This is a genomic window from Opitutus sp. (assembly GCA_024998815.1).
Lineage (GTDB): Bacteria > Verrucomicrobiota > Verrucomicrobiia > Opitutales > Opitutaceae > Rariglobus.
The window spans coordinates 995,742-1,010,046 of record JACEUQ010000001.1 but is presented as its reverse complement, the minus strand read 5'-3'; the positions used below and the strand labels follow the sequence as shown (position 1 = coordinate 1,010,046).

Annotated in this window: 12 protein-coding genes; 9 read left to right on the top strand and 3 right to left on the bottom strand. The window is 60.8% G+C overall.

Annotation, left to right across the window (positions count from 1 at the left end):
* Positions 1 to 17: 17 nt before the first annotated feature.
* The 4 genes from H2170_04385 to H2170_04370 all read left to right on the top strand — a co-directional run bounded on the left by H2170_04385 (position 18) and on the right by H2170_04370 (position 6,120).
* A complete protein-coding gene (locus tag H2170_04385; GenBank protein MCS6299324.1) occupies positions 18 to 2,564 on the top strand; it encodes an ATP-dependent Clp protease ATP-binding subunit in 2,547 nt (848 codons plus the stop codon).
* A gap of 969 nt (positions 2,565 to 3,533) precedes the next feature.
* Positions 3,534 to 3,893, top strand: coding sequence for a hypothetical protein (locus H2170_04380; protein ID MCS6299323.1), 360 nt, complete (start codon positions 3,534 to 3,536; stop codon positions 3,891 to 3,893).
* Positions 3,890 to 5,356 (top strand): IS21 family transposase, encoded by a 1,467-nt coding sequence (locus H2170_04375; GenBank protein ID MCS6299322.1) that lies wholly within the window; start codon positions 3,890 to 3,892, stop codon positions 5,354 to 5,356. The genes H2170_04380 and H2170_04375 overlap by 4 nt, the downstream gene beginning before the upstream one ends.
* Complete coding sequence (locus H2170_04370; protein MCS6299321.1) at positions 5,353 to 6,120, top strand: ATP-binding protein; 768 nt, start codon at positions 5,353 to 5,355, stop codon at positions 6,118 to 6,120. The genes H2170_04375 and H2170_04370 overlap by 4 nt, the downstream gene beginning before the upstream one ends.
* Positions 6,121 to 6,907: 787 nt before the next feature.
* Here H2170_04370 and H2170_04365 read toward each other — a convergent pair.
* From H2170_04365 to H2170_04355, 3 genes are all read right to left on the bottom strand, one after another.
* Positions 6,908 to 8,569: a hypothetical protein gene (locus tag H2170_04365; GenBank protein ID MCS6299320.1), complete on the bottom strand. Its 1,662-nt coding sequence runs from the start codon at positions 8,567 to 8,569 to the stop codon at positions 6,908 to 6,910.
* A 247-nt stretch (positions 8,570 to 8,816) separates the two neighbouring features.
* Positions 8,817 to 10,094, bottom strand: a complete 1,278-nt coding sequence (locus tag H2170_04360; GenBank protein ID MCS6299319.1) for an MFS transporter — start codon at positions 10,092 to 10,094, stop codon at positions 8,817 to 8,819.
* Positions 10,095 to 10,600: 506 nt separating this feature from the next.
* Entirely contained in the window at positions 10,601 to 11,251 is a 651-nt protein-coding gene (locus tag H2170_04355) for a SulP family inorganic anion transporter (protein MCS6299318.1), read from the bottom strand.
* A 347-nt stretch (positions 11,252 to 11,598) separates the two neighbouring features.
* On the opposite strand from H2170_04355, the gene H2170_04350 reads away from it, so the two are divergent.
* The 5 genes from H2170_04350 to H2170_04330 all read left to right on the top strand — a co-directional run bounded on the left by H2170_04350 (position 11,599) and on the right by H2170_04330 (position 14,193).
* Complete coding sequence (locus H2170_04350; protein MCS6299317.1) at positions 11,599 to 11,850, top strand: type II toxin-antitoxin system RelB/DinJ family antitoxin; 252 nt, start codon at positions 11,599 to 11,601, stop codon at positions 11,848 to 11,850.
* Positions 11,847 to 12,110 carry a cytotoxic translational repressor of toxin-antitoxin stability system gene (locus H2170_04345; protein ID MCS6299316.1) on the top strand — a complete coding sequence of 88 codons (264 nt, stop codon included), beginning with the start codon at positions 11,847 to 11,849 and terminating at the stop codon, positions 12,108 to 12,110. The genes H2170_04350 and H2170_04345 overlap by 4 nt, the downstream gene beginning before the upstream one ends.
* 211 nt (positions 12,111 to 12,321) lie before the next feature.
* The gene (locus tag H2170_04340) at positions 12,322 to 13,332 is read left to right on the top strand and encodes a hypothetical protein (protein MCS6299315.1); all 1,011 of its coding nucleotides are present in this window, start codon (positions 12,322 to 12,324) and stop codon (positions 13,330 to 13,332) included.
* Positions 13,333 to 13,375: 43 nt separating this feature from the next.
* Positions 13,376 to 13,771, top strand: a complete 396-nt coding sequence (locus H2170_04335; protein ID MCS6299314.1) for a hypothetical protein — start codon at positions 13,376 to 13,378, stop codon at positions 13,769 to 13,771.
* A gap of 29 nt (positions 13,772 to 13,800) precedes the next feature.
* On the top strand, positions 13,801 to 14,193 hold the full coding sequence (locus H2170_04330; protein ID MCS6299313.1) for a hypothetical protein: 393 nt from the start codon (positions 13,801 to 13,803) through the stop codon (positions 14,191 to 14,193).
* The last annotated feature ends 112 nt before the right edge of the window (positions 14,194 to 14,305 follow it).

The window sequence follows — 14,305 nt, the reverse complement described above, 5'->3', positions numbered from 1 at the left end:
ATAACTCCCCACTCCCTATGGAACCCATGAATAACTTCACCCCCCGCGCGCAACAGGTCCTCGCACTGGCGCGCAAAGAAGCCGACCGCTTTCACCATAATTACGTGGGTACCGAGCATCTCCTGCTGGGTTTGATCAAGCTGGGCCAAGGTGTGGCCGTCAGCGTGTTGCAGAAGATGGGCCTCGACCTAGAGACGGTGCGTAACGCCGTCGAAAAACAGGTCGGCATCGGCCAGGAAACCAAAACCCAGGGAAGCATCCCGTACACGCCGCGGGTGAAGAAAGTCCTCGCCCTCGCTGGCAAGGAGGCGAAGGCGCTTAACCACTCCTACGTGGGCACCGAGCACATCCTTCTCGGCCTGCTGCGCGAGGGGGAAGGCGTGGCGGCACGTGTCCTCAAGTCCCTTGACGTGGACATCGAGCGCACGCGTAACGAAATCCTGCGCGAGCTCGATCCGCAGTTTTCCGGCAACGAAAGCGAGTCCGGTTCTGGTGGCAGTAGCCCGGGTGAAGAGGCTTCTGCCGGAGCTGCACAACGGGGTTCGGCAAGCGAGGAAGGTAGCAAAAAGGACGTCAAAACGCCCGCCCTCAAGGCCTTTGGTCGCGACCTCACCGAGCTGGCTCGCAAGGGCGAACTCGACCCGGTTGTCGGTCGTAAAAACGAGATCCGCCGCGTCATCCAAATCCTTTGCCGCCGCACCAAAAACAATCCGGTGCTCATCGGTGAGGCCGGCGTCGGCAAGACCGCTATCGCCGAGGGTCTGGCGCAGGAAATCTCCAGCGGTATCGTGCCCGAAATCCTCTTGGATAAGAAGGTCATCACCCTCGATCTGGCCCTGATGGTTGCCGGCACCAAATACCGCGGCCAATTCGAAGAGCGCATCAAGGCCGTGATGGACGAAATCAAGCGCGCCAAGAACGTGATCATCTTCATCGACGAGATGCACACCATCGTCGGTGCGGGTGCCGCCGAGGGCGCGATGGACGCGTCCAATATCTTCAAACCCGCCCTCAGCCGCGGTGAGCTTCAGTGTATCGGTGCGACCACCCTCACCGAGTACCGCAAGTACATCGAAAAGGACTCCGCTTTGGATCGCCGTTTCCAGTCCGTGAAAATCGAGCCGCCGTCGGTCGAGGATACCATCACCATTCTTAAGGGCATCCGCTCCAAGTATGAGGATCACCACAAGGCCATCTTCACCGACAAGTCCTTGGAAATCGCGGTCAAACTCTCCGACCGTTACATCACCGGGCGTTTCTTGCCCGACAAGGCCATCGACGTGATGGACGAAGCCGGTTCCCGCGCCCGCATCTCCTCGCTGAGTCGGCCAACCGACATCGAAGACCTGTCCAAGGAAATCGAGCAGGTTTGCGCACAAAAAGAAGAGGCGATCACCAAGCAGCATTTTGAGGAGGCCGCTAAGTTCCGCGACACCGAGAAACAGCTCCGGTTAAAACAGGAGCAGGCCACTGAGGCGTGGAAAAAGGCCCGTGAGGAGCACCGCATCACCATCGACGAAGACCTCATGATGCAGGTGGTCGCCGATTGGACCGGTATTCCGCTTTCCCGCATGGAGAAAAAGGAGAGCGAGAAACTCCTCGGTCTGGAAAAAGAGATCTCACGCGCCGTCATCGGCCAGGATCTCGCCGCCAGCGCCATTGCCCGTGCTCTGCGCCGTTCGCGCGCCGACCTCAAGGACCCGCGCCGCCCGATCGGTTCGTTCCTGTTTGTTGGGCCCACCGGCGTCGGTAAGACCGAGACGGCCAAGCAGCTCGCCGTGCAGATGTTTGGTAATCAGGAGGCGCTCATCCAGATCGACATGAGCGAGTACATGGAGAAATTCGCCGTCTCGCGCATGGTTGGCTCGCCTCCCGGCTACGTCGGTTACGACGAGGGTGGCCAGCTCACCGAAGCGGTGCGCCGTAAGCCCTACGCGGTGATCCTGTTCGACGAAATCGAAAAGGCGCATCCCGACGTGCTGCAGATCCTCCTGCAAATCCTCGAAGATGGACGCCTGACCGATTCACTGGGTCGCGTCGTGGATTTCCGCAACACGATCATCATCATGACCTCCAACGTAGGAGCGCAGTTGCTGATGCGCCAGACCTCGATGGGGTTTGCCGCTGCGGCCACCAGCTTCAGTGACAACGAGAAAATGCGCGAAAAGGTGCTCGAGGAGGCCAAGCGCATCTTCAAGCCGGAGTTCCTTAATCGTATTTCCGATATCGTGTTCTTCCGTCCACTGGAGAAGACCGACTTGGTTAAAATTGTGGATCTTGAGGTGGTTAAGTTCGCCAAGCGGTTGGTGGAGAGAAAGATCGAGCTCGAATTTGCCGAGGACGCCAAGTTGCTGCTGATCGACAAGGGCTACGACGAAAAGTACGGCGCACGACCGCTGCGCCGGGCCGTTGAGCACTTTCTCGAGGATCCGCTGGCCGAGGCCATTTTGCGCGGCGACGTAAAGGACGGCGATACGATCCTGGTGCTTCGCAATGGCGAGGTGCTTGAGTTTAAGCAAAAGAACCCGACCCAGCCCTCGGCTGGGACCAACGCGGTGACTTGATTTAGCGATTGGCGCTTTGGCGTCCAAGCCCGGTCGACCCCTGAGGGTCGACCGGGCTTTTTTGGTGATTGCGCACAGCAAAGGCGCGCTTTGGGCCTTTGGCCCAACACCCTGAGCTCACGCTCAAGGCCACGCGAACTTTGGGAGAAGTCATGGCCACACTATCTGCTAAAACGCTCCTCGTGGCCTTGAGCGTAAGCTCAGGGTGGCCCGAGCACTGCATCGTTAAAACTCGAACGATTATAAACCTTACTTACGCCCGAACTCCCCATTGGTGTGAGCGGCGAGCGGGAAAGCGTCTATTTCTGGCGGTTAGGAATGCACTTCTTCTTCGGTGGATCTTCTTCCCCTTAAAAAGAGTAATACTCTTCTTCCGTGGGTGGGTTTTCTTCCCTGTCCGGCTGGGGATATGAGGGGTGCGAATGGGTGGAGATTGAACCGGCGGGACGCTTGGCGGATGCACAGCGATGCATCCAACCGGTTCACGCAAGTGTTTGCACTGTACCGATTTCTTTCTGCCCGACGCGCATAACCGCGAGCGTCAGCGCTACTGCGGGAAGCCGGGATGCCGACGGGCGAGCCGGGCGGCCAGTCAGGCCAAATGGTTGGCGAAGCCGGAGAACCTCGACCACTGGAAAGGCCCAGAAAATGTCCAACGGGTGCAGGAGTGGCGGAAGGCCAATCCGGGGTACTCAAGGCGGAGGGGGCCGCGACGGCGGGTGGCGTTACAAGACATCCCAACTACGCAATCCGTTGTGCACCAGCCTAAAGCCGAGCCGGTCGCCGAGGTGGCGTTACCGAATCCCTGCGCGGCGTTACAAGACAGCTGGGAGTCGCAAAACCCTGTGCTCGTGGGGCTTATCGCGCAGTTCGCCGGAGTGACGTTACAAGAGGACCTCGAACCCATGCTGCGACACCTGCACTCCCGGGGGCGGGTGATCCTGGGCATCGACGTCCAGCCGCCCGATTATGCAAAAACAACCGATCGATCGCGAACAACTCCGGCGCACGCCGGCCCAGTTTAGCTGGCTGGACCACCGGCTGGTGCGGGGCAATTACCTGGGGCGGGCCAGTGCCCCCGCCTGGGGCCTCTATCTGGTCCTGGTCACCGTGGGTGACGCCGACGGGCTGAGTTACTACGCCACGCGCACCCTGGCCCGGCTGCTCACGCTCAGCGAGGACGGCCTGGTCGAGGCGCGCCGGCAGTTAATCGAGGCCGGGGTGATCGCCTACGCCGCGCCACTTTACCAGGTGCTCTCCTTGGACCGGGGCAGGCCAACGCACACGCTGGCGGTAACGCCGTCGCCGAGCCGGGAGGTGGGGGCGTGATCAATTACGAACTGTGTTGCCGGATAAAACAGGCGGAGGCGGCCGGACACAGTGCGCCGCAAATCGCCCGCTCGCTCCAGTTGCACGTGCAGACGGTGAGGCGCTGGCAGGCGCAGGAAAAGTACGCGCGCAGCCAGGCCGCGCAGGTGCCTAGGCCAAGCAAGCTCGACGTGCACAAGCCGGCGATCGCGCGGTGGCTGGAGGCCCATCCGTTCACCGCCATGCAGCTTTGGCAGAAGGTGCGGGAGCGGGGATACACGGGCGGGTATTCAATTTTGAAAGACTACGTGCGGCGGGTGCGGCCGAGGAACCTGGAGGCGTTTCTTACCCTCAAGTTTGCCCCCGGTCAGACTGCGCAGGTGGACTGGGGCAGTTTTGGCGCGGTGGAGGTGGACGGCACCCGGCGGGCTTTAAGTTTTTTCGTCATGGTTTTGGGCTACAGCCGGTTCCTGCATGTGGAATTTACCCTCGGGCAGGGCCAGGAGTGGTGGCTGGGCTGTCACCGGAGAGCCTTTGAAAAACTTGGCGGGGTGCCGCGCGAGGTGATGGTCGATAACTGCAAGACGGCGGTCCTCTCGCATGTGCCCGGGACCGACCCGGTGTACAACGCCCAGTACCTGGACTTTGCCCGGCACTACGGGTTTACGATAAAAGCGTGCGGGCCGGGGCATCCGCAGTCCAAGGGCATGGTGGAAAACGCGGTGGGTTACGTGAAGAAAAGCTTCCTTGGCGGGAGGCAGATGAATGGGTTTACCGAGCTGGGGCCGGCCGCCAGCTTGTGGCTGGAAACGGTGGCCAACGTGCGCGTGCACGCTGAAACCCAGGGCCGGCCGGTGGACCGGCTGCCCGAGGAGCGCGCTGCGCTCCTGCCGCTTAACCCGGTGGCCAGTCCGGCGGTGCGCACCTTAAGCGTGCGGGCGTCGCGGCGGTGCCGGGTGAGTATCGAAACGAACCGCTACTCGGTGCCCACGAAGTTTGCCGGGGCGCTACTCACCGCGCAGATCGAGGGGGCGCAGGTGAGGTTTTTTGCGGAACGCACCCTGGTGGCCGAGCACGCCCGCAGTTTTGCCCGCCGCGCCGATGTGCAAAACCCCGAGCATGTGCGCGAACTCGAGGAGCGCAAACGGCAGGGGGCGCGGCAGCGCCTGCGGCTACGGTTTTTGGAACTGAGCCCGGCGGCACCCGCCTACCAACGGGGGCTGGAGGAGCGCCGGCTCAACGCGGGCCATCACGTGGCGACTATCGTGGGTTTGGTGGCCCTGTATGGAACGGAGGCAGTCGGCCGGGCGATCGAAAGCGCCCATGAACTCGGCGCCTACTCCAGCGATTACATCCTCAACTTGCTCGAACAACGCGCGCGGGCCTTGCCGCAAGCCGGGCCGATCCACCTCACCCGCGCCGACGCGTTGGCCGCACTGGAACTCGAACTGCGTCCCCCGGATTTAAGCCCCTATACCCAATGAAAACAGAACCCGAAAAACCCGATTTATTAAAAGACCAGCTCAAGTATCTGAAACTCGGTTACCTGTTGCGTCACCACGGCGAACTGACGGCCGAGGCGGCCAAGGCGCGCTGTTCGCACGCCGAATTTTTACGCCGACTGGTGCAGGCCGAGACCCAGGACCGCCAGATCCGGGCGCTGGAGCGGCGCATCCAGGCAGCGCGCTTCCCGGTCAAGAAAACCGTCGACCAGTTCCAGTGGGACTGGCCCAAGGAGTTGAACGAAGCGCAGGTGCGGCACCTCTTCGAACTGGGTTTTGTGAAGGAGCGCACCAACGTGGTGTTTTGCGGTGGTGTGGGGCTTGGGAAGACACATCTCGCGAGCGCGTTGGGCTACGCGGCCTGCCAGGCGGGTTACACGGTGCTGTTTACGACGGCGGTGGACGCGATCAACGCCCTGGTCACCGCCCAGTCCCTGCACCGGTTGCAAGCCGAGTTGAAGCGTTACATGACCCCTGCGGTGCTCGTGCTCGATGAGGTCGGCTACCTGCCGCTCGACAAGTCGGGGGCCGACCTGCTCTTCCAGATCGTCAGCCAACGCTACGAACGCGGCTCGCTGATCGTCACCACCAACAAGGCCTACAAACACTGGGCAGGGATCTTTAACAACGACGCTGGCATCACCGCGGCGATCCTGGACCGCCTACTGCACCGGGCCCAGACCGTCGTCATCGAGGGCAAATCCTACCGCATGAAAGACCGCCTAGCCGACGAACCTGCAAGCTGACCGGGCCTGATGATCGGCCCCTGGCGGGGCCGGTCATCGGCTTTTACGACAGGTGATTTTGTAACCGCCAGAAATAGACGGTGTTCGCGCCGCCGCTCACAGCCGACACCTCATTCAGTGTTTCTCGCTTCGTAAATCGTAACGGCGTCACCTCGTGGCGCGTCTCCGGTTGGCTTCACGGCCTGCGCTTCCGCAAGAACTTCCCCCTACCCGCCTCAGCACGAGCAGTGGCACGAGACCGCGTTTCAGCGCCTCGCCCCTCCCTCAACTGCCAACGCGCCCTGATTCGCGTCCCTATTGGCCGGCTACTCTACCAGCCACTCAAGTAAACTACCCTCCGCAATCGTTCGCGTTCTCCGACTCCGTATCGACTCGTCAGGTCAGAAACCCCGAGCGTTCGAGCCAACGGGGTCATGGTCGAGAAGCGTGCGTCCATCGGCGCTCAGCCCTAAACACTAACCCTTATCGGATCACCCCTCGTCCGTGGAGCGCATCGGATTCGGAGTGGTTTCACAGAGGCGGCGGGAGGCGGCTCCGCTTCACGGCGTTCACACAGCCGGATTTAGCGAAACGCCCCCACTCCTCCATCCCGCAGCGAGTGATCCGCGGCGAGTTGGGAGAGGGAGTTCCGATTACTCCTCCTGAGACGGCTTCCGCTTCGGAGCGATTGAATCCTTCTTGGTCTTCATAATGACCAGAATGAGGACGGCCACACTGATGAGTATGCCAAAGGCGGAAACGAATAAGAGTAGGCGCATGGGGATAGTCTCGGGTTAACGGGGTTGGTTTATTTGGCTGGGGGCACGGGAGTGACCGACTGGCGTAAAATCGTGCCAGCTAGAGCGTCCATCGCGCCACCCCCACTGGCGCCCGAGACCATCACCTGGGGAGTGATTTGGACCTTACCTTCCACGACGAGCTTGAGGAGTTCGAGCTGCGCGACTTGGTCGCGGCCGAGCGTTTCAACGAGCAGCTTGTAGGCTTTGGCCCGACCTTCGCCGATGATGATCTGCGACTCGGCTTCACCCTTGGCGCGGGCGACTTGGGATTTGGCGTTTTCACCTTCAACGCGAACCTTGTACTCGGCGGCTGCGAGTTGGCGTTGCTGCTCGGCCTCCTCCTGGGCACGAACCAACCGAGCGCGCGATTCCTCGGCCTGTTTCTGCTGGTCGTAAAGTTTCTGCTGGTTCACGGCCACCTCGCGATCCGTCTGCGTGGCGAGTAACTGCTGGCCAGCGGGGTTGGCGTCGAGGTGGATGTTGCCAACGTAAACCCCATCGCAACTCACCCGATAGCGGGCCAGTTCAGCCGTAATGCGCTGTGTGGCGATCGCCTCGATCTCGCTCCGGCGATTAACAAACTCCAGCGCATTCATGGTTTCCGCCACATTGCGAAAAATGGCGCGGACGGCGGGCAGGATCACGCGGGCTTCAAGGACCTCGAGTTTCTCGTCTTCTTGCTCGTCCTGCACCACCGCGTCGGGATTCCCGAGTAAGGCGACGAGGTAAGGGGCGTTTTTGGCTTCAACCGCACAGGCTACGCGGACGTCGACAGGGAAGGAAAAACCGTCCTTGGAGCGAACGGAGACCGACCAGTCGTTGTTACCGGAGTCCGGAGCAGCACTGGCGTTGGCCTTCGTCATCCGTGCCGCTGCGGGAGTGGTCGGCCGGGGTTTGTTAGCGGCCTGATAGGTGTACGTGCGCTGGGTGGTTTTGACGATCGTGGGTACGTAGGCGCGCGAGTTTAGATAATAACCACCGGGCGTGAGGGGTTCAGCCCATACGCCGATGTGGTCACGCGGGACCAACGGTACGCCGTTAACCATGTCCCCCTTGCCGTCGGCAGAGGTCCAGCGCAAGCCGGAGTTGCTTTTGATGACAGCCACGGTTCCGGCTTCAACCTGCAGCGCAGGGATGGCGGTGACCTCGTGCAGAGCGGTATTATAGCGATAAGTTCCAGGGGTGAGGATGGTGGTTTGGGGGCCGCGGCGACCGCCCTTGGCGAGGAATGTGGTGGGATTGAGCATGTCCTGCGCGCTGGTCCACACGGGCGCGTACATCTCATTCTCGGGCAGCGGTTCGCCATCGCGTGCGGTAACAAAGCCCACTTGGCCAGACGGCACGGAAATGACACGGTCGGTGCGGACCTGAAAGGTGAACGGGTAATAACCAAAGTGCCAGCCGGGGCCGAGGATCTCGGCCTGGGGGCCCATTTCGCCATCGCGTGCGATGATTTGGCCGGTGGGCAGCGGCTTGCCGAAAAATTGCCGGTGAATGATGCCGACCTCATTCTCGCTGATCACCACCGATGAGCCCACCACGAGCCCGAATCCAAACAACGAGAGGGCCAACACGACCAACGCCGTGCGACCCGCGGCCGGTAGGGTGACCACAACCGAGGCGCCTAGCGCGATGATCGAGAGCACCGTAAAGAAGAGAATTAATGCCATGGGATTAGGTGAATTGAAGGGGTGAGACCTGCCGCCGTAGCGGAACCGTCACTAACAAGAACGAAGTCAGTAAAGTCGGTGAGCTAAACGCAGCGTCAACCCGATTGTCCCATCGGTGCCGCACCGCCTGATCGCCCGCACGCCAGATCGTCCGAGCTCCACGAATTGACCGCCGAGTTCTGTGTTTTCCTTGGGTTTCGTGGGCAAACCGGAGTGGTGGCAGACCAAGCGGTGCGGACGTTTTCGATCACCGATTTTCTTGCGGCAACTTGAAGGACAACAGGGCGGCCGGAACAAATAAAAACGCTGCGTAAAACAGGCACAGCCGATAGTCGCCCACCTTGGCAAATAGGCCGAAAAAAACCGTGCCACCCGCCGCAAAAACACGGCCGATGTTATAACAAAAACCCGCACCGGTGGTGCGCAGCAGCGTGGGAAACAGGGGCGGCAGGCACATCGTAAAAAGCGCAAATGCCCCCTGCACCAACCCGATCGCCGTAAAAAAACCATACGTCACCGTAAGGCTCCACTCCTGCGCAAATGCCACCACCATCAACCCTGCATACGCAAAAAACAGAATCGCCAAAGCCCGGGCGTAACCCACACGACTCGCCAGCGCCCCGGCACCAAAATTGCCGATCAGCGAACCCACCATAATCCAGAACAAGGCTGTTAACGGGATACTTTTGCGAAGCGCTTCTGGAAGCGCGAGCACCTCCGGGTGATTTTGGATAAAACCCTGCTGCCAAAACATAAACGTCCAGTGGCCCGTGAGCGAAATCGCGCAGATCGAGAGTGTAATCCACGTCGTACGCCGGATGCCCGGCCCGAACAGCGCGGATAGCGGCGGTACCGTGCGGCCTTGTTGCGCCGCACTCCATTCGTCGGTCTCGGGCACGGCTTTGCGAATCCATAACGTCACCAGCGCAGGCAATAGACCGACGAGAAACACCCAGCGCGGTTCATAGCTGGGGAAGAGCTGCAAAACAAAGACGGCGAATACCGCCAGCAAGATGCCGCAATTCACCGCGCACTGAAGGCCGGCAGCGATCCACGGTCGCCATTTCTTGGGCCAGGTCTCTGACAGTAGCGACGCGCCCACGGCCCATTCGCCACCGATACCCAGCGCAGCAAGGAAGCGAAAGACCATGAGGTGCCACCATTCGTGGGCGAAATAGGAGAGCCCCGTGAACAAGGCGTAGGTAAGAATCGTTAACACCAGCGTACGACTGCGCCCCAAACGATCCCCGATCATGCCGAAAATCGCGCCACCGCAGGCCCACCCCACCAGAAAGGCGGCTTGGATAATTGAAGCGTGGTGCGCGACGTCGGGGCGGGTTTTATCCGTAGTGCCAAGCAGTTCGGCGACAAACACCATGGCCACCAACGTATAGAGGTGCAGATCGAGGCCGTCGAAGAGCCAGCCCAACCATGCAGCCAAGCCGGACTTACGTTGGTGCGGTGTTAGCTCAGACAGGCGGCTGGCTTCTCGCTCAGGCGCGACGACCGATGAATGCAATGACATGCGGGCACACTTCAAAAACCCAACGCCGTGGCAAGACCGGAAGAACTCGGCATAAGGGGCCAATTGTTAAATGGATGCATAAGCCAATAACAGAACCCAAAAGCATGCAATCGGGCTGGTAATGTATCCCCGTGACGCCCGCCCCCGCTTTCAGCGGTGCGGCTGTAGACGCAGCCCGGGCCGGCGGATTGAATTCAACCTAAATCCGGCATTGGGATCACCGATTTAACCAGTAATCCTTTGTTTATAATTGCTTACAGTTCTTTTTACATTCACCCTGCGGGTGACTTCCCAATCGGCAAAATTCGATGCTCAACTCAATCTATTGGGGCCATCTGTAATCCGTGATGCGGATCAAAATCGCTCCGCGATCTCGCTGCGTTTGGAGCGTGGGCGAGGCTCGAAAGCGCGTAGCGGGACGACGGAGTCGTTTCGATCCGGGAAAGCCTGCGATTAATTCCTACTGCCGTTTTTAGGTTCAATGGACCGGCCTTGAGCCGAAAACCCTAGGCGAGTCGGTCCGTGGAATAATGCCGGTGGGGGGCATTGCTGAGTTCAACATCGAGCATCGATCCGGCCTTTTTTAGGAGAGTCTGGCAACCTGGGCTCAGGTGGCGTAATTGGAGCTTTTTCCAGACCTTTTGATAATTCCGAATCACGACGCTCAAGGCCTCGATCGAGGAATGGTCATAAAGCTGGGCGTGGGCGAAATCGATGGCGACTTCGGCGGGATCGTTTTTGGGGCTGAATTGGGCCATAAACTTATGAGTGGAGCCAAAAAAGACCGGCCCATGAATTTCGTAAACGAGATTGCCGAACTCATCCGTATACCGGTGGGCGCCGGTTTTGCTGGCCATTGCCCAAGCAAATTTGAGCGCCGAAATGAGAACCCCGATGGCCACCGCAATCGCCTGATTGGAAAACACCGTGATCGCTGAAACCAACATGAGGATGAGCGCATCGGAACGGGGGATTTTATGAAGGATGCGCAGGCTCGACCACGCGAAGGTGTGGAAAACCACCACGCACATCACCCCCGCCGGAGCCGCCATCGGAACCATGCCGATCAATGCTGAGGCAAACAGAATATAACCCAGAATACACAGCGCTTGCACGATCCCCGAGAAGCGGCCCCGGCCACCGGATTCTAGATTCATCGTGCTTTGCCCGATCATGGCGCCCCCCCCCCCCAATGGCCCTCGGTTATCGGTCGCCACGGCCACCGCTGGGGCGACGGCTGGTTTTCGCCGCCACCCGCCCACTACAACTGCCGCAGCTCCCTGATCCGCGTCCCCAAGGCCAGCTACCAACCACCTAAGTGATGGCTCCCCTCCGTAATCGTTCTCGTTCTCTTACTCCTACTCGTTCTCCCTGCCGAATCTGCCTCCGATTCCGTCTTTCGTGCCCTCTGTGGGCGGCGCTCCGGCTCGCCTCTTTGTAAACACTCAGAAATCCGGCCCCGCTACTCCCTTGACCCTAGGGCACAAGTGAGCACTTTTGATGCATGGCAACCACACTTCTCCGACTGCGCGTAGAGTCAGCCCGCGCCAAACAAGCCAAGACAGTCCTAGCTGCTCTGGGTCTAAAACCTGCCGATGCGGTCAACATGCTGTTCTCCCAAGTCGTCGCCCGCCAAGGTTTGCCCTTTCCCGTTTATGTGGACGAAACCGCCGAGCTTTTAGATACCCCCGATTTCCTTCGCCACCTCGGCCGGATGAAACGCGGCGAAGTTAAGTATTCAAAGCTCAAGGCGTGATCCAATCCGACCAGTTTAAGCAGGCGCTCTCCCTCATGTCGCCTGACGTCAAGAAGACGATCCGCCGCGCCTTGAAAGACGTGGAGGCCGGTATCGCCCGCGATGTGCACGCCCTGCGTCCGCCGCTGGATGGATTTTCAACTCTACGCGTAGGCCGCTGGCGAATCATCCACCGCTGGCATGGCACTGAGCTCTGCGCCGAATTCCTCGACGACCGCAGCGATGATTATCGCCGCGCCGAAAAATTGCTCGGCAAGTAATCCAAAGCCCGCCCCCGTCCAGGCGGGCTTTTTTGTGCCCAACCGCCCACGTAAGCGCCCTCAGTATTCGTTCTCGTTCTCCTACTCCTACTCGTTCTCAACTCTGAATCCCCCTCCGATTCCGTCCTCCGTGGACTCCGTGTCGGCGCTCCGGCTGGGCTCTGTGATACCTGCCTTGTCGGATCGTACCCGTTGACACTTTGGCGATGGCATGGACCTCGCCACCAATAACAAAACCGCACCGTTACACGCCGCCTTCGCCAACGCCCTGACCGAAGGCGCCGCGCTCCCCACCGACATCCAATACATGCCGCCCGGCCGCCACCGCATCCGGGCGTCCCAGGGCGGCAAACCCGTCTCGGTAGAAGTGGCAGTGAACGCCGCCACCGCTGCCGTCCTGCAAACCTTCCTCGCCGGTAAACTCACCGCCGCCGCCGAAGGCCGCGAAGACCGGCCCTTTTTCGATTTCAACCACGAGGACCGCGAAGCCTCCGCCTGGCCGACTGAATTTTACTGGGCCGGTGACGAACCGCAGACCGGCGGCGTTCGCGCCCGCCTCGACTGGTCCGAAGCCGGCAAAAAGTCCGTCGAAGGCCGCACCTTCCGCCGCTTTTCCCCGACCTTCCACCTCGACGCCGCCGGTCACGTCACTGGCTCCGAAATCAACATGGGCGGCCTGGTCAATCGCGCCGCGTTCAAGCGCATCGCCCCCCTGTTCGCCGCCGCACCGGTTGACACCACGCCCGAAGCGATGCCCATGCAAAACCTCATCGCCACCCTCCGTTCTCTTTCGCTCGTCGATGCCTCCGCCACCGACGAAGCCGACCTCGTTGCCCAGCTCACCCGCCACGCCACCGCGATCAAAAGCGAACTCGCCAGCCTCCAATTACTCATGGCGACGCAGGCTCGCCACCGCGCCGAGGCCCACGTTGACGCCGCTGTCCGCGCCGGCCGCCTACCCGCCAAGGACACCGACACCCGCGGTTTCTGGGTCGATGCGCTCCTGCGCGACGAAACCAAAGCGGTGAAAGCCCTCGAATCGCTCACGATCAACCCCGTCCTCGTCCGCCTCACCACCGGCACCGACGACACCACCACGCCCGCCAGCCAGATCACCCGCCAAGAACAGAAACTGGCCGCCATCCGCGCTGCCCACCCCAGCGCCGATTTCCAGACGATCTACGCCAAGGCCAAAGCCGAAAGCCCCGACCTCTTCCGCTAACTCAGCGCTCAGCTCCTAGCTCTTAGCTCCCAGCTCGCTCCCCATGAAAACCGCTCTCGCCCGCTCCAACGCCATCCTCTCCTTCGAGGCCAACGCCGACCTCACCGGCTACGTTGGCCGCTTCATCGTCCTCACCGCTGGCAAAGCCGCCCTCATCAGCTCGGCCACCGTCAAACCCCTGGGCGTCCTCCTTTGTGACGGCAAAGCCGCCGAACGCGTCACCGTCGCCCTCGGCGCCGGCGGGCTCGCTGGCACCGTCCGCGTCAAACTCGCCGGAACCGTTTCGACCATCGGCGCGTACCTGCAAACGACCGCCGACGGCCGCGTTCAAACCGACGCCGGCACCGGCGCCCGCACCCTGGTTGCCCAAGCCCTCGAAACCGGCGTCACCGACGAACTCGTCGAAGCCATCCTCATCACCCCCCAATCCCTCACCTAATCCCGTCTCCAAGCTCATAGCTCATCCCCATGCACCTCGCCCGCTCCAACGCCATTATTTCCATTTTTGCTGACGACGACCTCACCGGCAAAGAAGGCCAATTTGTCCGCATGAGCAGCAACACCGCCGTCGCCTTGATGGATAGCGGTCTTGATACGCCCCTCGGACTCCTGCTTATCGGCGGCAAAACCAACGAACGCGTCACCGTGGCGATCCCCGGCGGGCTCGCTGGCACCGTCCGCGTGAAACTCGCTGGCGAGGCTTACATCGGCAGCCGGTTACAACTCACCAACGACGGCCGCGTCATGGCCCACGACAACGAATTCCCCCGAATCATTGTAGGCGTGGCCCTCGAAGCCGGAGTGACCGGTGAACTCATCGAAGCCTCCCTCTGCACCGCCACCTACACCCCCGCCGGCTAACCTCATCAATCGTTCTCGTTCTCCTACTTCTACTCGTTCTCTCGATCCGAAATCCGATTCCGTCCTCCGTGCCCTCATCCGACCTCCCGTCCGTCGCTGTGTAACCCCTCCG

Excerpts from the sequence above, each read along its gene's own strand:
- H2170_04335 (MCS6299314.1), top strand. The coding sequence starts at position 13,376 with ATGAAAACCGCTCTCGCCCGCTCCAACGCCATCCTCTCCTTCGAGGCC.
- H2170_04370 (MCS6299321.1), top strand. The coding sequence starts at position 5,353 with ATGAAAACAGAACCCGAAAAACCCGATTTATTAAAAGACCAGCTCAAG.
- H2170_04330 (MCS6299313.1), top strand. The coding sequence starts at position 13,801 with ATGCACCTCGCCCGCTCCAACGCCATTATTTCCATTTTTGCTGACGAC.
- H2170_04385 (MCS6299324.1), top strand. The coding sequence starts at position 18 with ATGGAACCCATGAATAACTTCACCCCCCGCGCGCAACAGGTCCTCGCA.
- H2170_04350 (MCS6299317.1), top strand. The coding sequence starts at position 11,599 with ATGGCAACCACACTTCTCCGACTGCGCGTAGAGTCAGCCCGCGCCAAA.
- H2170_04355 (MCS6299318.1), bottom strand. The coding sequence starts at position 11,251 with ATGAATCTAGAATCCGGTGGCCGGGGCCGCTTCTCGGGGATCGTGCAA.
- H2170_04340 (MCS6299315.1), top strand. The coding sequence starts at position 12,322 with ATGGACCTCGCCACCAATAACAAAACCGCACCGTTACACGCCGCCTTC.
- H2170_04365 (MCS6299320.1), bottom strand. The coding sequence starts at position 8,569 with ATGGCATTAATTCTCTTCTTTACGGTGCTCTCGATCATCGCGCTAGGC.
- H2170_04360 (MCS6299319.1), bottom strand. The coding sequence starts at position 10,094 with ATGTCATTGCATTCATCGGTCGTCGCGCCTGAGCGAGAAGCCAGCCGC.
- H2170_04380 (MCS6299323.1), top strand. The coding sequence starts at position 3,534 with ATGCAAAAACAACCGATCGATCGCGAACAACTCCGGCGCACGCCGGCC.